Raw genomic sequence first — 17,460 nt, 5'->3', positions numbered from 1 at the left:
CGTATACTTTGGGACCTTAGCTGGCGGTCTGGGCTGTTTCCCTTTCGACTACGGATCTTATCACTCGCAGTCTGACTCCCAAGGATAAGTCATCGGCATTCGGAGTTTGACTGAATTCGGTAACCCGGTAGGGGCCCCTAGTCCAATCAGTGCTCTACCTCCGAGACTCTTACCTTGAGGCTAGCCCTAAAGCTATTTCGGAGAGAACCAGCTATCTCCAGGTTCGATTGGCATTTCACCCCTACCCACACCTCATCCCCGCACTTTTCAACGTGCGTGGGTTCGGGCCTCCATTCAGTGTTACCTGAACTTCACCCTGGACATGGGTAGATCACCTGGTTTCGGGTCTACGACCACGTACTCAATTCGCCCTATTCAGACTCGCTTTCGCTGCGGCTCCGCATCTTCTGCTTAACCTTGCACGGGATCGTAACTCGCCGGTTCATTCTACAAAAGGCACGCCATCACCCGTTAACGGGCTCTGACTACTTGTAGGCACACGGTTTCAGGATCTCTTTCACTCCCCTTCCGGGGTGCTTTTCACCTTTCCCTCACGGTACTGGTTCACTATCGGTCACTAGGGAGTATTTAGCCTTGGGAGATGGTCCTCCCGGATTCCGACGGAATTTCACGTGTTCCGCCGTACTCAGGATCCACTCAGGAGAGAACGAAGTTTTGACTACAGGGCTGTTACCTTCTATGGCGGGCCTTTCCAGACCTCTTCATCTACCTCGTTCCTTTGTAACTCCGTACAGAGTGTCCTACAACCCCAAGAGGCAAGCCTCTTGGTTTGGGCTGGTCCCGTTTCGCTCGCCGCTACTCAGGGAATCGCATTTGCTTTCTCTTCCTCCGGGTACTTAGATGTTTCAGTTCCCCGGGTCTGCCTTCTCATATCCTATGTATTCAGATATGGATACCACTCCATTACGAGTGGTGGGTTTCCCCATTCGGAAATCTCCGGATCAAAGCTTGCTTACAGCTCCCCGAAGCATATCGGTGTTCGTCCCGTCCTTCATCGGCTCCTAGTGCCAAGGCATCCACCGTGCGCCCTTTCTAACTTAACCGTTAAAAAGAATCACTACGTGATATCTTGCATTACTAATTGAATGTGAATTACTTCTGTTATCTAGTTTTCAAAGAACAACATCTCGAAGAATCGAATGATCCTTCAAAACTAAACAAGACAGGGAACGTTCTGTTTATAAGACCCAAGGTCTTATATTCCGTTAAAATCCTTAGAAAGGAGGTGATCCAGCCGCACCTTCCGATACGGCTACCTTGTTACGACTTCACCCCAATCATCTGTCCCACCTTCGGCGGCTGGCTCCTAAAAGGTTACCTCACCGACTTCGGGTGTTACAAACTCTCGTGGTGTGACGGGCGGTGTGTACAAGGCCCGGGAACGTATTCACCGCGGCATGCTGATCCGCGATTACTAGCGATTCCAGCTTCACGCAGTCGAGTTGCAGACTGCGATCCGAACTGAGAACAGATTTGTGGGATTGGCTTAACCTCGCGGTTTCGCTGCCCTTTGTTCTGTCCATTGTAGCACGTGTGTAGCCCAGGTCATAAGGGGCATGATGATTTGACGTCATCCCCACCTTCCTCCGGTTTGTCACCGGCAGTCACCTTAGAGTGCCCAACTGAATGCTGGCAACTAAGATCAAGGGTTGCGCTCGTTGCGGGACTTAACCCAACATCTCACGACACGAGCTGACGACAACCATGCACCACCTGTCACTCTGCCCCCGAAGGGGACGTCCTATCTCTAGGATTGTCAGAGGATGTCAAGACCTGGTAAGGTTCTTCGCGTTGCTTCGAATTAAACCACATGCTCCACCGCTTGTGCGGGCCCCCGTCAATTCCTTTGAGTTTCAGTCTTGCGACCGTACTCCCCAGGCGGAGTGCTTAATGCGTTAGCTGCAGCACTAAGGGGCGGAAACCCCCTAACACTTAGCACTCATCGTTTACGGCGTGGACTACCAGGGTATCTAATCCTGTTCGCTCCCCACGCTTTCGCTCCTCAGCGTCAGTTACAGACCAGAGAGTCGCCTTCGCCACTGGTGTTCCTCCACATCTCTACGCATTTCACCGCTACACGTGGAATTCCACTCTCCTCTTCTGCACTCAAGTTCCCCAGTTTCCAATGACCCTCCCCGGTTGAGCCGGGGGCTTTCACATCAGACTTAAGAAACCGCCTGCGAGCCCTTTACGCCCAATAATTCCGGACAACGCTTGCCACCTACGTATTACCGCGGCTGCTGGCACGTAGTTAGCCGTGGCTTTCTGGTTAGGTACCGTCAAGGTGCCGCCCTATTTGAACGGCACTTGTTCTTCCCTAACAACAGAGCTTTACGATCCGAAAACCTTCATCACTCACGCGGCGTTGCTCCGTCAGACTTTCGTCCATTGCGGAAGATTCCCTACTGCTGCCTCCCGTAGGAGTCTGGGCCGTGTCTCAGTCCCAGTGTGGCCGATCACCCTCTCAGGTCGGCTACGCATCGTCGCCTTGGTGAGCCGTTACCTCACCAACTAGCTAATGCGCCGCGGGTCCATCTGTAAGTGGTAGCCGAAGCCACCTTTTATGTCTGAACCATGCGGTTCAAACAACCATCCGGTATTAGCCCCGGTTTCCCGGAGTTATCCCAGTCTTACAGGCAGGTTACCCACGTGTTACTCACCCGTCCGCCGCTAACATCAGGGAGCAAGCTCCCATCTGTCCGCTCGACTTGCATGTATTAGGCACGCCGCCAGCGTTCGTCCTGAGCCAGGATCAAACTCTCCGATAAAGTAGTTTGACTGACTACGCACATCGCTGTGCGATTTATTTAAAACTTTGAATTAACAGGTACGTTTTGTCTTGTTTAGTTTTCAAAGATCATTTCAACCTCATCTCGAGGCGACTTTTTCAGTATAACATTTCAGCGAGTTGCTGTCAAATGTTTTTTTGTTTTTATTTCTCCGCCGCTGTGAGCTTTTTGTTGAAGCGCATCAGCGACGTTTAATAATATACCATGCCTATAATTCAGCGTCAACACTTTTTTTGAAAGAATATCCTCGATGATATACTTCCTGCCCTTTGGTCTCTATTTGAGATACTTCAACAAAGCCTTTTTCCGTCAGATAATCAAGCATGACACCGAGATCTTGGGTGAAGTGCACCAGTTCAGGGTGCTGAAGCAATTCTCCAAACTGCCACATTTCTTTTTCTTTCATCACTTGAAAAAGGTGCGCAGAACCGATTTCAGCTTTTGAATGGATGAGAAAATCATTTGCTAAGAATAATAATTCGAGCCTTTTCTCCAAACTTTCGTGACTCTCGACAAGTTCGGAATATAGCTTATATACCTGCGGCTCAATGTGACGGACCTGGTTCCAGACTGTCGTTTCGGGATAAAATCCCCGGTCAATCACTTCAATGCGGGCCAAGTGATGAAGAGCATGCACTACCGCATAATATGCATCCAGAAAATGATCAGCTTCAAAAAACGCTTTTCCTTCTACAAATCTTCTGATCAGCTTGCCGTATTCCATTCCGATCTTTAATTTCCGCTCGGCGAAAGGAAAAGTGCTGAGCCGGTCATTGAGTTCAGATATATATTCATTGCGGTCAAACAGCACTTTGCCGTTGATGATCCAATCTATGACTCTTCTATTGGTCCCAAGCAGAATCCATTCCTGAAGCAGAGCATCCGTTACAATATGTAAAGAAGCGGTTTTTTGTTCGAATTCATAATGCTTTATAAAAAGAGGTTCATCAGCCTGTTTGACAATGACAAGCATGACCGCATCAAAGTTATCCGTGATGGATGATGCTTTACTCCTTCTCTCAATCATAAGGACGGCCAGCGTATCGGGATGACTTGCTCTTTCTTGGTAAATTGGACGGAGAAGATTGTCCATTACGATTCCTCCAATGCGATTGTTTCACTAGCTATTGTTTCTACATTTCTATGATAAAACATGAAAGTCCTTTTTTCTAAACACATTGCACTATTATAACAAATTTCCTTTCAGGTGCCATATTTATTCTTCCCTTTTCTTACGAAAACATGAAGAATATGCCATCTGTTTTGTGCTATAGTTAAACGAGAGGGGGATGGACATGGCGAAATACTCAAGCAAAATTAATAAGATCAGAACGTTTGCGTTAAGTTTGGTTTTCGTTGGGTTTATCATTATGTACATCGGGCTGTTCTTTAAGCAGTCTGTTTTGCTTGCCAGCTTGTTTATGATTCTCGGCCTGCTGTCGATCGGGCTCAGCACCGCCGTTTATTTTTGGATCGGCATGCTGTCCACAAAAGCGGTCCGGGTGATATGCCCCGCTTGCGAGAAAGAAACGAAGATTCTGGGCAGAGTGGATATGTGCATGCATTGCAGAGAACCGCTCACATTGGATAAAGGATTGGAAGGCAAAGCGTTCGATGAGTCTTATAACAGAAAAAACAGTGTAAAATAAACGAAGCTGACCGTATCAAAGCGGTCAGCTTCGTTTAGTGGTTTTCTTTTTTGGAACATTCTTGGCAGACGCCGTAAATCTCCAAACGGTGGTGGCTTACCTTAAACCCCGTGACGTGAGCCGCAAGCTGTTCCACTTCGTCAAGCCCGGGATAATGGAAGTCTACGATTTTCCCGCAGCTTTCACAAATGGCGTGATAATGGTCAGAGGTGACAAAGTCAAATCTGCTGGACGCATCTCCGTACGTCAGTTCCTTTACAAGCCCCGCTTCCCGGAATACACGCAAATTGTTATACACTGTCGCAACACTCATATTAGGGAATTTCCCTTCCAAAGCTTTATATATATCGTCCGCTGTCGGATGTGCCATAGAATCCACGAGATATTCCAGAATGGCATGACGTTGAGGAGTAATCCGGACTCCCGTATCCTTCAACGTGTCTAAGGCTTCTTTTAATTCATGTGCAGCCATCCGTCATGCACCTCTCTTCTAAAAAAGATTCTTACTTTATAATGTTTATAATTAGTGTACATCTTTTTCCGGTCTCCTGTCAAATGTAATCTGAAGAAAACCCCGTGAGTTCAGCATTTGTCCATTAATTAGACGCAATTTGTTCCAATTCTCGAAGTGCCTCGGCAACGTGATCTTTCACTTTTACCTTTCTCCACTCCTTCACAAGACGGCCTTCTTTGTCTAACAAAAAAGTGGATCGCTCGATACCCATATATTCTTTCCCAAAATTCTTCTTCAGCTTCCACACATCAAAAGCTTCCGCCAATTTGTGCTCATCATCAACGAGGAGCTGGAAAGGAAGATCGTGTTTTTGCTTAAATTTTTCATGTTTATCACGGCTGTCAGGGCTTACTCCGATGATAACCGCATTAAGTCCCGCGAAACTTTCGTACTGATCACGGAAATCACATGCTTCCGTCGTGCATCCGGGTGTCATGTCTTTCGGATAAAAATAGAGAACGACGTACTTCCCTTTAAAATCCGTCAATGCTACTTCTTCCCCGCTGTCATTCACTAATTTCATATCCGGTGCTGTTTGTCCGATTTCAATCGTCATTTCTTATACCTCCGGGTTTTTTATTAAGCGTATCCAATTCACGTTAAGATTACAACCGTTATCCCCCCGCTCTTTTCTGGAAGCATGAACCGTTGTGCTCGCAATGAAGCATGCTACAATAGAACATGATGTAAGGAGATATTAGGAGGGTCATTTTTTGTATACAAAATCAGTTGAACTTCATAAGGAAGCGTTAGAGCATATCGTCGGAGGCGTGAACAGCCCGTCCAGATCCTATAAAGCGGTAGGCGGCGGTTCACCCGTTGCGATGGAAAAAGCGAACGGCGCTTATTTCTGGGATGTAGACGGGAATCAGTATATTGATTATTTAGCGGCTTACGGCCCGATTATTACCGGACATGCCCACCCGCATATTACTGAAGCGATTAAAACAGCGGCTGAAAACGGCGTGCTGTACGGGACGCCGACCAAACATGAGGTCACTTTCGCCAAAATGCTGAAGGAGGCCATTCCTTCACTTGATAAAGTACGATTCGTAAACTCAGGCACTGAAGCGGTAATGACAACGATCCGGGTTGCACGCGCTTATACAGGCCGGACAAAAATCATTAAATTCGCAGGCTGCTATCACGGCCATTCTGATCTCGTACTTGTCGCTGCGGGTTCCGGTCCGTCTACGCTCGGCACCCCTGATTCCGCCGGCGTGCCGAAAAGCATCGCCAATGAGGTGATTACCGTTCCTTTCAATGACATTGAAAGCTACAAAGCCGCGCTGGATAAATGGGGTTCGGAAATTGCAGCGGTTCTCGTCGAGCCGATCGTCGGCAACTTCGGCATCGTTGAACCTGAAGAAGGATTTTTAGAACAGGTAAATGAATTGACCCATAAAGCGGGTGCGCTCGTCATTTATGATGAAGTGATCACGGCGTTCCGTTTTATGTACGGAGGCGCGCAGGATCTTCTTCAAGTGAAGCCTGATTTAACGGCGCTCGGTAAAATTATCGGGGGCGGCTTGCCGATCGGCGCTTACGGAGGCAAAAAAGAGATCATGGAGCAGGTTGCTCCGCTCGGCCCGGCATATCAAGCCGGCACGATGGCCGGAAACCCGGCATCTATCCTATCAGGCATCGCCTGCCTGGAAGTGCTGAAGGAAGAAGGCGTTTATGAGCGGCTTGATGAGCTCGGCGCCAGACTTGAGCAAGGCATTCTCGCCCATGCGGAGACACATGGCATTACCATCACCGTCAACCGTTTAAAAGGCGCGCTCACGGTTTACTTCACTGATGAAAAGATCGTCAATTACGAGCAGGCGGAAAATACGGACGGAGAAGCATTCGCCAAGTTCTTCAAACTGATGCTTGAGCGCGGCATTAATCTCGCTCCATCGAAGTATGAAGCTTGGTTTATCACAACCGCACATACTGAAGAGGATATCGACGCCACTTTACAAGCTGTTGAAGATGCGTTCAGACATATGAAAAAATAACTACTGAAACAAGCGGGAGCCCGGGGCTTCCGCTTGTTCTTTTTGTCCGATTTGTGAGATAATGGTTTTTTCAAAAAAAAGACCTTGAATAATTGGTATGATCCCTGTATATTACTTTATTGTTTAGCAAATCAGCCGACAGGGAAATGTAAGTGTCAGCCGTTCGTTCGGCACATAATTTATTAGAGAAAGGAATGCACGCACAAACCAATGAAACTTGGTGCCCGCATTTTTAAAACAGGGATTGCGATTACGCTCGCGCTCTACTTAGCATCATGGATCGGACTTCCGTCGCCGATCTTTGCCGGGATTGCAGCTATATTTGCCATACAGCCCTCTATTTACAGGTCTTTTCTTATTATTATTGATCAGGTTCAGGCAAATATCATCGGCGCTGTCATCGCTACGGCATTCGGACTGATTTTCGGACCGAGTCCGATTATGATCGGATTGACCGCAGTGATTGTCATCACGATCATGTTAAAACTGAAAATTGAACACACCATTTCGATTGCGCTCGTGACGGTTATCGCGATTTTAGAAACACCGGGAAACAGCTTCCTGACGTTCGCTCTGATACGAACAAGCACCGTTATTTTAGGCGTGCTGTCTTCTTTTATTGTGAACCTTGTGTTTCTTCCGCCGAAATACGAAACGAAGCTGACTCATCATACGGTTGAATATACCGATGAGATCATGAAATGGATCAGGCTGACGATGCGCCAGTCCACGGAACACTCGATATTGAAAGAGGATATTGAGAAGCTGAAGGAAAAGATGATGAAGCTTGATCATACGTACCTTCTTTATAAAGAGGAGAGAAGCTACTTTAAGAAAACGACGTATGTAAAGTCGCGCAAGCTTGTTTTATTCAGACAGGCGATTATTACGGCAAATCGGGCGCTTGATACGCTGAAAAAGCTGCACCGCTATGAAAACGAGATTTATCATATGCCGGAGGAATTTCAGGAGACGCTGACAGAAGAAATTGATTATCTGCTTCATTGGCACGAAAGGATTCTGATGCGGACGGTCGGCAAGATCAAACCGCATGATGACGATGCTGAAGAAAGCATAAGATATAAACAGCTTTTGACGAAGTCTTTCTTGAAAAATCAGCAGAACTGCGAGGATGAACTGCTTGATTACAATATGCTCAGCATTATGGCTGCGGTTGCGGAATACCGTGAGCAGCTGGAGCATCTCGATACATTAATTACGAGTTTTCAGACATACCACCCGAAAGACAGCGAATTAGAAACAGACGAAGAGTAACCCGGTGCTTCCGTAAAACCGGGTTTTTTTTGCATTCAAAAAAACTTATGCCGCCCATTCGGACGGCATAAGTTTTTGTATCAGTTCAAATTCTGAATCGTAAATAAGTGTCTGTACTGGCCGCCTTGGGCCATTAATTCCTCGTGCGTGCCGGTTTCGACGACGGCGCCGTTTTCCATGACGACAATTTTATCCGCATGCGTAATCGTGGACAGCCTGTGGGCGACGATAAAAGTCGTCCGGTTTTTCGCAAGCTTTTCCATCGCTTCCTGAATGTAGTGTTCACTTTCAAGATCAAGAGCCGATGTCGCTTCATCCAAGATTAACAGCGGCGGATTTTTTAAGAATACACGCGCGATGGAAATCCGCTGTTTCTGCCCGCCTGACAATTTGACGCCCCGTTCGCCGACTTTGGTTTCATAACCTTCGGGGAAATTCATAATAAATTCATGGGCATTTGCCGCTTTCGCAGCCGCAACCACCTCATCCAGAGACGCTCCCGGTTTACCGATGGCGATATTTTCACGAATCGTCTCACTGAACAGAAACGTATCCTGAAGCACCATTCCGACTTGATTGCGGAGGCTTCTCGCTTCATAATCGCGAATATCTGTGCCGTCAATCAGCAGGCTGCCGCCGGATACATCATAAAAACGCGGTATGAGGCTGACAAGCGTCGATTTTCCGCCGCCGCTCATCCCGATGAGCGCGACGGTTTCCCCTTTTGTCACCTTTAAGGAAACGTCCTGCAAAATCGTTTCTTTTCCTTCCTCATAACGGAACGAGACATTTCGGAATTCAACTTCGCCCTTAATGTCGTCAGCTTTTAGTGCATTCGGTTTATCAGTCAGTTCATACGGCTCGTCGATAAATTCAAATATGCGATCCATTGAAGCGATCGACTGGGTCAGCGTCGTCGATGAGTTGATCAATCTTCTGACCGGATTGTACATTCTGTCAATATAGCCGACGAACGCAACCATCGTCCCTACCGTCAGCGGGCCGTTTATGACAAAATAACCCGCAAACGCGATAACAAGCAGCGGCGCCAAATCCGTAATGGTATTCACGACTGCAAACGTTTTTGCGTTCCAATTCGTATGACGGATCGCTCTGTCCAGAAAATGTCCGTTTTTTTCATCAAAATTGGCTTGTTCATAATCTTCAATGGCAAAACTTCTGATAACGGGCATCCCCTGAACTCTTTCGTGCAAATGTCCCTGAACTTGGGCGAGCGCCTGAGAACGCTCACGTGTCAGTTTTCGGAGACGGCCGTAAAAGTATTTCACTGAAATTCCGTATAACGGAAACAAAATGACAGATATCAATGTCAGCTTAACATCGAGTGTAAACATAATGCAGATGACGATCAGCACCGTCATCATATCAAGCCAGATATTCATCAGTCCCGTTATGACAAAGTCTTTTGTCTGTTCGACATCATTTATCACCCGGGAAATGACTTCGCCTGTTCTCGTGTTGGCATAAAACCTCAGGCTCAATTTTTGAATATGATCAAACAATACCCCCCTGATATCGTAGAGCACCCGGCTGCCCGTCCATTGCGCGAAGTATTGCCGATAGTACTCTACCGGGGGACGCAGAATTAAAAACAGCACGAACATGATACCCATTATCGTGAATAGCGATGATGTTTTAGCGCTTGCCGTTCCGCTCCCTTGAATAATGTCATCGACCACGTATTTTAACAGAAGCGGGAGAGCCAGCGGGATGGAGAATTTTATGATGCCGATTAACACTGTGATAAAAATTTGTTTTTTATAAGGTTTTACAAATTGCATATAGCGTCTGATTACGCCCACACTTTATCCCCCTCTCTCTTTAAGGCGTGTGAGCCCATGTGAAAAACCTGTTGACACCCCAACAGGTTTTTTATTGTATCTTTATTTTGTATAGCGCAGATACCGTTCATACCACATATCAACAAATTCCGGAGCAAACGGTCCTTTCCGCTGATGAATCCAGTGCAGCAGCGTATTCAGATACTCCTTCAGAATGCTGTCGATCTCTTTAGGGTAATTCATTGATTTGCGGTGGTCATCGTATTCATCCTCGTCAAGAATGTTATACGTCATATCCGGAAACACCTTGACATCCAAATCGTAATCAATATATTTGATGGCCTCTCCGTCATAAGCGAACGGCGAGCTGATGTTGCAATAATAGTGCACCCCGTCATCTCTCAGCATTCCGATGACGTTAAACCACTGACGGGCATGAAAGTAGCAGATTGCCGGTTCTCTCGTCACCCACGTCCGTCCGTCGGATTCCGTCACCATTGTCCGGTCGTTGGCTCCGATGATACACAATTCCGTACTTTTTAAAATCGTCGTTTCATTCCAAATTCGATGAAGCAGCCCGTTATGCTTATAGCTGTGAATTTGAATGGTTTCTCCTTCCTTGGGATATCCCATATTTCTCCCCTACTTTCTGTAAAGCCCTGCAGTCAATGCAGCCGCAATTGCTTTCCGACAAGTCTTTTCACTATTATAACGTTACGAATTAAAAAATGAAAATAAAAGAACCACTCCGCTTCCGGAATGGCACATTCATTTCTGCACATAGGAAGACGGCTTTTCCGTGCTGCGATAAGACTGGATGACTTGCTCTGTCTGCCTTTGGAATAACTCCTGTATGCCGGCCAGGTCTTTTCGCTTTGTCGCAATTTCGTCCTGTACATTGTCCAGCTTTGCATCTCTTTCCAGACTGATGAGTTCCGCTTCCACCTGGCGGCAGCGGTCAAGTTCTGACTGCAGCTCGAGAAGCTGATCCATGATTTTCATCTGTTCACTTACAAGCTTTTCAAACTCTGACATCGGGTTCCTCCTTAGGCTTTTAGGTTGATACTCCTTACCATTTCGATTTTCCGCCGGAAAACCCTTTGACTCATTCTGTAGAGGAATCACAAGTTTTGTCGTTTCGGCAACAAAAAAAAGCACTTCCATCCGAAGATGAAGTGCTTTTTCGTTTCAGTGATTAGCTGTTTTGCTGTTTGTTTTGTTCAGCAGATTGGTTTTGCTTTCTAACCTGCTGCGCATCAGTTTCACTGCCGAATTCAGTGCCGTATTGACCCTGACCGGAAGCTGATTGCTGGTTTTGTCTTTTCACCTGCTGAACGTCTGTTTTGCTGTATTTTGAGTTTGCCATTGTTATCACCTCCACGCACTTTAGAATGCGCAGGAGATGATAAGGCTATTCATCTTTTTTTAAAACTTATACGAGCAGAGAACGTCCGCCGTCAATAATGATGGTCTGGCCGCGGATCATGTCCGCTTTTGAAGAAACTAAAAACTCCACCGTGTCGATCATATCTTTAATCTCGACCATTCTGCCGGCCGGCGTATTTTGGCGGGCATCTTCCAGCAGTTCATCTCTGTTAGGGAAATGCTTCAGCGCGTCCGTATCAATCGCTCCGCCTGACACTGCGTTTACGATGATATTTTTCGGAGAAAGCTCAACCGCCAGATAACGGGTTAACGATTCTAAAGCGGCTTTTGAGACACCGACCGTCGTATAGTTTTCAAGATAGCGGATGCTGCCTAGCGAGCTGATGCTGACGATGTGGCCGCCTCCGTTTTTCTCCATCATCTTTGCCGCTTCCTGGGCGCAGAAAAGCAATGCTTTCGCATTGATATTCATCGTCCAGTCCCAGTGTGTTTCTTCGAGTTCCATAACCGGTCTCAGCACGCCTGAAGCCGCGTTATTGACGAACACGTCCAGTCTGCCGAATGTTTCGTCAATCTGGCGGAACATGTCTTTGATTTTTGCCGGCTGGCCGACATTGGCTTTAATGATGAGCGTTTTCACGCCGAGTTTTTCAATTTCTTCGGCGGTTTCTAATGCCGCTTTTTTACTGCGGGCGTAATTGATGACGATGTTGTATCCTTTTTCCGCGAGTCTGATGGCGGCTGCTTTCCCGACACCGCGGCTGCTTCCCGTGATCAGTGCGCATTTATTTTGTTCCATTTTTCCTCAGCTCCTTGCTGTGTATAGTTCTTTTCATTCAACAAACAATAAAAGCAATATGTGTTGAAAGGGGTCTTTTATATGTATGTCGGACGTGATATGGGCGAATTGGCCATGATGCCCAAAAAAGATTGGAGAGATTCAGAGCTCGCCTATTTCCATCATGCCTTCCAGCAAATTATGCCGTATTTAAACGAAGAAGGCCAGTCCAAATACCGGGAACTGATTCAGGAAATCGAAGCCCGCGGCGGACTGAAACGGAATGAAGCGGATTACGGCCACGGCACTCGCGTCAGCTATGACTGACGCTTTTACAGGCGGCCGCTTTCTTCCGCCATTTTCCATATCTTTTGATGGGAAACGGGAAATGCGTATTCCTTGAGCTCCTCTTTTGTGACCCGTATGAATTCCGTTGTATCCGACACTTGTTTTACTTTACCGAAAAAGACCGAAATATTCCAGACGAGATGGGTGAAAACATGTTCTACAATGCCTTCCAGCTCCCCGATTTCAGCGGTTGTTCCCATCTCTTTTTCTAAATAGGCTTCAAGCTGCTCTCTTTCGGTTTTGATTCCTTTCTGGGTTTCGGTATTCGGAAACTCCCACAAGTTGGCGAGCAAGCCTTTTGGCGGCCGTTTATGAATATAGACATCGCCTTGATCGTCTGTCAGCACAACGGCTGCCATTGTTTTTATTCCGGGCTTTTTCTTTTTGCTTTTAACGGGCAGCTCCCGCTCTGTCCCTTCCGCAAATGCCGAGCAGTGCTTTTGTACGGGGCAAAGCAGGCAGGACGGCGATTTCGGGGTGCAGATGATCGCGCCGAGCTCCATTAAACCCTGATTGAATTCAGATGGTTTTTCATGAGAAATGAAAGCGGATACCGCCTGTTCGAAAATGGTTCTGGTTTTAGGTTTTGCGATATCATCCCATATGGAAAGAATTCTCGACATGACACGCATCACATTGCCGTCTACGGCCGGAATCGGTTTGTTGTATGCGATGCTGAGCACGGCGCCTTTTGTATAAGGGCCGACGCCTTTCAGTCCGCCAAATTCCTTTTCCTCGGCAGGGACGACTCCCCCGTATCGCTCATGCACTTCTTTTACGGCGCTTTGCAGATTTCTTGCACGGGAGTAATAACCTAGCCCTTCCCAGGCTTTGAGCACTTTTTCCTCATCGGCTTCAGCGAGCGCCGAAACGGTCGGAAATTGCTCAACAAACCGCCGGAAATAAGGAATGACGGTATCTACGCGCGTCTGCTGCAGCATCACCTCTGACACCCACACCCGATACGGGTCCTGATTTTCTCTCCACGGCAGAATTCTCTGTTCTCTTTCGAACCATGTAATTAAGTCCTCGCGAAATTTGTCTATATCTTTTTGTTTCATTTTTTCTTCAAGTGCGTTCATATCTTCTCCTCAGATGTTTCGGGTTCCGCTTTTCTTGACACCGTATTTTGGTGTAAACTTAGGGCACGTTACGATAATATGTTACATTAAATAGTGATAAAGAAAAAGCGGAAACATATGAGAACGGCGGATAAACGCCATGATTGGGCAAACAGAAAATGGGGAATATCTTATAATGCGAAATATGCGGGCGACTGATTGTTAACGCCTGCTAGGAGGTCAACAATGGATACTGGCACTCACGTTGTCATGGGTATCGCGCTTGGCGGAATCGCAACTCTTGATCCTGCCGTCGGCATGCACACCCCCATGTCTCAGGCAGTTATGATCGCCGCTCTTGCCGGCTCTCAGGCACCTGATATTGATACCATATTGAAGCTGAAAAATAATGCCGTTTATATTCGAAATCATAGAGGGTTCACGCACTCCATTCCCGCCGTTTTATTTTGGTCCGTTCTGATTCCGGGTATTTTGTTTATGTTTTATCCGGAAGCGAACTTTTTGCACCTGTGGCTGTGGACGCTTCTCGCTGTCGTTTTGCATGTGTTTGTTGACATTTTTAACGCGTACGGCACACAGGCCATCCGCCCGTTTTCGAGAAAATGGATCGCTCTCGGTTTAATCAATACCTTTGATCCGTTTATTTTCGTCAGCCATTTGGCCGCGATTGCCGTGTGGTATATCGGAGGTCATCCGGGCGTGACATTTCTGATGCTTTATATCATCCTCGCAGGATATTACGCCGTCCGGTTTTTGATGCAGCTGCGGATAAAGCGAAGGCTGCGCGAAATGATTGAAGAGGAGATTGAAACCATCATTATTTCGCCGACGATGAAATTCAGGCAGTGGCGTATCGCCGTGACGACGGCGCATGCCTTTTATGTCGGCAGAAGCCTTGACGGCCATGTCGTGATATTGGATACATTCAACCGCGTACCCGTTCCGGAAACCGATGTGATGAAGGCCGCGAAACAGGACGAAAATATTGCAGCCTTTCTTTCATTTTCCCCCGTTTACAGGTGGGAGGTCGATACCTTTAAAGATCATTATGAGGTGCGCTTTATTGATTTACGCTACCGGAGCAAAGGCCACTATCCTTTTGTCGCCATCGTCCATCTCAGTCATGATTTAGAGCTTCTCTCTTCTTACACGGGCTGGATTTTCAGCGAGGAAAAATTGCAGAAAAAATTAAAGCTCGGCTCTGTTTAAGAGCCGGGCTTTTTTTGTCTTCTCACATATATAGCCGCAAACACGAGGCTGATCACCGATAGAGCGGCCGCGGGTTTAAAAAACGGCGGGTAATACGTTAATTGAATATCGTTTTTTCCTTTTTGCGCTTTAAATCCGATGAAGGAATAATCCGCTTTTTCAATCTGCTCCTGTCTCCCGTTTATCTTCAGCTCCCAGCCTTTTTCATATGGAATCGGAAGCATGATATACGGCGCGCTGGTTTTGTTTTTATACGAGATATGAAGCGTATTTCCGCGCCAGCTGAGATCGGCCGGCGGTTCTTTTTCCGCTTTTCGGTATGCGCTTTTCAGCGTATCGTACCGTTCTTCATAAAGCGCCAGTCTGTCAAGCTGATACGACCCTTTCGGCAGACGGATTTGGATGTTTTTTGTTTTCGGCACTCTGACAGTAAGATCGTTGACACCTGTTTTGTAAATGGATTGATTCGATTTTCTCGTTGTCGTGTAATCGTTCACTTTTAATGTAAAGCCCTGGTCCTTCGCTTTATTCTTCAAATAAAAGCTGACGTAATAATCGCCGCCGTCCATCTTAGCGGCTTGCGGCGTAATGACCAGGCCGCCGCCGTCTTCGTTTACCGTCAGGATGCCGTTATGATAATCGCCATGTTCGGCCGCTATCTCTGCATGGCGGATCATATTTTTCGCCTCAGGCGCTTTTTTCGTGTTGATTGTGCTTGATTCCATGACGATCCCGTCAAGCATTGCCCGTTCCCTGGCAAGGGCAGGCGCTTTTTTCAGGCCGCCCTCGTTATATACGCGATCGGCTGTCCGTACGAACGGAAGCATATATTGATTTTGATAAACCGCATAATGGGATGATTCCATGATTTTTTTGAACCCGTACGGCACGCCGGCCTCGTTTGTTTTTTCCGTCATATAATATTTTCCGTAAAGCAGGCTGTATAAATTAGCCCTGTTTCCTAATGTCGCATAGCGGCTGACGCTTTCTCTGCCCATGTCAATCTGGAGGTCGTTCCAGTAAAAGGACAGCAGATTGCGGTTCAGTATGCTTGAGTATACGCTGAATCCGTTGAACCCGTATATGATCGGGGTGTTATTGAAAACACCGTTCATCCAATCCAAACGGGCAAACGGATCAGGGTCTTTTTCTTTCAGACGCTGAATGAGCTCCGATTGCTCTTTGCCTTTATAGTCAGCACCCATCATAAATGTATGCGATACCGTATAAATCTTCCCGCCTTCTGATAAAGCATATTTTTCATATGTATTAGCCGTAAGCACAGCCGTAAGCAAAATGACGGCATAGACGGCGGGCACCGCGCCTTTCAGTCTTGTCTTTGCTGCAAAGAAAGCGGCTATGCTCAGCACCAGAAGAAGGATGATGGGCAGGTTGGCGTGATCAGAAATATCCAGACTGTACCGCCTCACCTGGCTCCAATAGAGCAGAACGACGAGTACGGCGGACATCAGCATACTCTTCATGCTGATGTCTGAAAGCTTAGAAAGCCCGGCTGAAACCGTTCCGGCAATCGTGAAGCACAGGACGTATTCAAACCTGTTCTGCGGAGCTGAAAAACCGTTAAAGGCACTTGCCGCGAACGGACTGAAGTGAAACAGAATATACAGCAGACTGATTCCCGCAAACAGCCGGAACAAGCGGTTTTTGTATAAAGTAAATGTAAATAGAAAAAGCAAAAAAGCCGCCGGCAGGATGATAATCCGGCTAGAAAATAAAATGTTGTCGGAAAAATCAAGCCATGCAATATGCTCTGAATACGGCGGCCGCAGATTATGAAGGTATCCGTATACGACAGGAATAAAGGAAACTGCGCTTATGCCGAATCCGAGAAGACCCGACAGAATAAATACCCTGCATTGAGTGAGCCTTTTCGCCTCATTGCCTTCAAGGGGGATCACCCACCTGAATAAGATATAAATGCCGATGAAAATCAGATTAATATACGCAAAATAAAAGTTGTTGATCAATGTCAGCGCACAGGCGAAGATAAACCACGCCGGCTTTTTTTCCCGGATGATTTTTTCCGCGCCCAACACAAGCAACGGCAGCCACACCATACTGTCAGTGAAAAAGTCCCAATATACCTCATGCCGGAAGTAGATAATCGAGACCCCGTACAACACGGCGCCCGCAAAAGCAGGCACCGTCCGTTTGACGAAATAACGGAACACACACGCCGCCGTGAATATGATAAAACTCTGCTTGGCAATGCTGATAAAAACGGAGGCCTGCGCCCAAAACAGCGCATCAGCCTCACCCGTCAGCTGAATAAGCTGCAAAAAGCGGACAGCGGCGGAGATAAACAGGAATAGAAAAGAAGTAGAGAAATAATAGCCGAGCTGACTGTACACTCCCCCGCCCAGTCCGAACGAATAGCTGTAAAACAGCCTGCCGTTCATATATTGATCAAACAGCAGCTTTTTGAAGACCGCCATTTGGGCGATCCCGTCTCCAGACCCCGTCATATAGCGGCCTGCCGACCACTCTTTTAAGAAAAAAATATGAGCGGCTGCCGCAGCCAGCACACAGGCTGCCGGCAAGATCCATTTATTTTTTTTCATACAGCGTCCCCAGACCCTGCGC

At 47.1% G+C, this 17,460-nt stretch carries 14 protein-coding genes, 2 rRNA genes and 1 pseudogene (1 of these 17 only partly in view); 5 read left to right on the top strand and 12 right to left on the bottom strand.

The window, feature by feature from the left end; genetic code table 11:
- From MY7_RS03325 to MY7_RS03315, 3 genes are all read right to left on the bottom strand, one after another.
- A 23S ribosomal RNA gene (locus tag MY7_RS03325) occupies positions 1 to 1,064 on the bottom strand (it extends 1,866 nt beyond the left edge of the window).
- Between the two features lie 175 nt (positions 1,065 to 1,239).
- Positions 1,240 to 2,789: ribosomal RNA gene (locus MY7_RS03320) — 16S ribosomal RNA — on the bottom strand.
- Together the 16S and 23S rRNA genes form the textbook arrangement of a ribosomal RNA operon.
- A 229-nt stretch (positions 2,790 to 3,018) precedes the next feature.
- Positions 3,019 to 3,903 (bottom strand): nucleotidyltransferase-like protein, encoded by an 885-nt coding sequence (locus MY7_RS03315; protein WP_007610197.1) that lies wholly within the window; start codon positions 3,901 to 3,903, stop codon positions 3,019 to 3,021.
- Positions 3,904 to 4,105: 202 nt separating this feature from the next.
- Between MY7_RS03315 and MY7_RS03310 the strand changes: the two genes are divergently transcribed.
- Positions 4,106 to 4,459: a YgzB family protein gene (locus tag MY7_RS03310; protein WP_007610193.1), complete on the top strand. Its 354-nt coding sequence runs from the start codon at positions 4,106 to 4,108 to the stop codon at positions 4,457 to 4,459.
- Positions 4,460 to 4,493: 34 nt separating this feature from the next.
- Here the strand turns inward: MY7_RS03310 and perR are convergent, their stop codons facing one another.
- Both perR and bcp read right to left on the bottom strand, forming a co-directional pair.
- Positions 4,494 to 4,931, bottom strand: coding sequence for a peroxide-responsive transcriptional repressor PerR (perR, locus tag MY7_RS03305; RefSeq protein WP_003155465.1), 438 nt, complete (start codon positions 4,929 to 4,931; stop codon positions 4,494 to 4,496).
- 124 nt (positions 4,932 to 5,055) lie between these two features.
- Positions 5,056 to 5,529, bottom strand: coding sequence for a thioredoxin-dependent thiol peroxidase (gene bcp / locus MY7_RS03300; RefSeq protein WP_007610192.1), 474 nt, complete (start codon positions 5,527 to 5,529; stop codon positions 5,056 to 5,058).
- 157 nt (positions 5,530 to 5,686) lie between these two features.
- On the opposite strand from bcp, the gene MY7_RS03295 reads away from it, so the two are divergent.
- Positions 5,687 to 6,976 carry a glutamate-1-semialdehyde 2,1-aminomutase gene (locus MY7_RS03295; RefSeq protein WP_007408567.1) on the top strand — a complete coding sequence of 430 codons (1,290 nt, stop codon included), beginning with the start codon at positions 5,687 to 5,689 and terminating at the stop codon, positions 6,974 to 6,976.
- Between the two features lie 210 nt (positions 6,977 to 7,186).
- The gene (locus tag MY7_RS03290; RefSeq protein WP_007610190.1) at positions 7,187 to 8,251 is read left to right on the top strand and encodes an aromatic acid exporter family protein; all 1,065 of its coding nucleotides are present in this window, start codon (positions 7,187 to 7,189) and stop codon (positions 8,249 to 8,251) included.
- Positions 8,252 to 8,331: 80 nt separating this feature from the next.
- Here MY7_RS03290 and MY7_RS03285 read toward each other — a convergent pair whose 3' ends face one another.
- From MY7_RS03285 to fabL, 5 genes and pseudogenes are all read right to left on the bottom strand, one after another.
- Complete coding sequence (locus MY7_RS03285; protein ID WP_007610188.1) at positions 8,332 to 10,074, bottom strand: ABC transporter ATP-binding protein; 1,743 nt, start codon at positions 10,072 to 10,074, stop codon at positions 8,332 to 8,334.
- An 81-nt stretch (positions 10,075 to 10,155) separates the two neighbouring features.
- Positions 10,156 to 10,686: a nucleoside tri-diphosphate phosphatase gene (ntdP, locus tag MY7_RS03280; RefSeq protein WP_003155475.1), complete on the bottom strand. Its 531-nt coding sequence runs from the start codon at positions 10,684 to 10,686 to the stop codon at positions 10,156 to 10,158.
- A gap of 135 nt (positions 10,687 to 10,821) precedes the next feature.
- Complete coding sequence (locus MY7_RS03275) at positions 10,822 to 11,088, bottom strand: YgaB family protein (RefSeq protein WP_003155476.1); 267 nt, start codon at positions 11,086 to 11,088, stop codon at positions 10,822 to 10,824.
- A 160-nt stretch (positions 11,089 to 11,248) separates the two neighbouring features.
- A pseudogene (locus MY7_RS03270) lies at positions 11,249 to 11,401 on the bottom strand (gamma-type small acid-soluble spore protein); the annotation flags it as partial.
- An 84-nt stretch (positions 11,402 to 11,485) separates the two neighbouring features.
- On the bottom strand, positions 11,486 to 12,238 hold the full coding sequence (gene fabL / locus MY7_RS03265) for an enoyl-[acyl-carrier-protein] reductase FabL (protein ID WP_007610183.1): 753 nt from the start codon (positions 12,236 to 12,238) through the stop codon (positions 11,486 to 11,488).
- Positions 12,239 to 12,319: 81 nt separating this feature from the next.
- Between fabL and MY7_RS03260 the strand changes: the two genes are divergently transcribed.
- Positions 12,320 to 12,544: a hypothetical protein gene (locus tag MY7_RS03260; RefSeq protein WP_007408563.1), complete on the top strand. Its 225-nt coding sequence runs from the start codon at positions 12,320 to 12,322 to the stop codon at positions 12,542 to 12,544.
- Between the two features lie 5 nt (positions 12,545 to 12,549).
- Here the strand turns inward: MY7_RS03260 and mutY are convergent, their stop codons facing one another.
- The gene (gene mutY, locus MY7_RS03255) at positions 12,550 to 13,647 is read right to left on the bottom strand and encodes an A/G-specific adenine glycosylase (protein ID WP_007610181.1); all 1,098 of its coding nucleotides are present in this window, start codon (positions 13,645 to 13,647) and stop codon (positions 12,550 to 12,552) included.
- A 225-nt stretch (positions 13,648 to 13,872) separates the two neighbouring features.
- On the opposite strand from mutY, the gene MY7_RS03250 reads away from it, so the two are divergent.
- Entirely contained in the window at positions 13,873 to 14,856 is a 984-nt protein-coding gene (locus tag MY7_RS03250; RefSeq protein WP_003155481.1) for a metal-dependent hydrolase, read from the top strand.
- Here the strand turns inward: MY7_RS03250 and MY7_RS03245 are convergent.
- Positions 14,853 to 17,438, bottom strand: coding sequence for a YfhO family protein (locus MY7_RS03245; RefSeq protein ID WP_007610174.1), 2,586 nt, complete (start codon positions 17,436 to 17,438; stop codon positions 14,853 to 14,855). The genes MY7_RS03250 and MY7_RS03245 overlap by 4 nt on opposite strands.
- Positions 17,439 to 17,460: the final 22 nt, after the last annotated feature.

This window comes from Bacillus sp. 5B6, from assembly GCF_000259405.1.
Taxonomy (GTDB): domain Bacteria; phylum Bacillota; class Bacilli; order Bacillales; family Bacillaceae; genus Bacillus; species Bacillus velezensis.
Note: the sequence above shows the minus strand (reverse complement) of the source record. Positions and strands in the feature narration are given on the sequence as shown.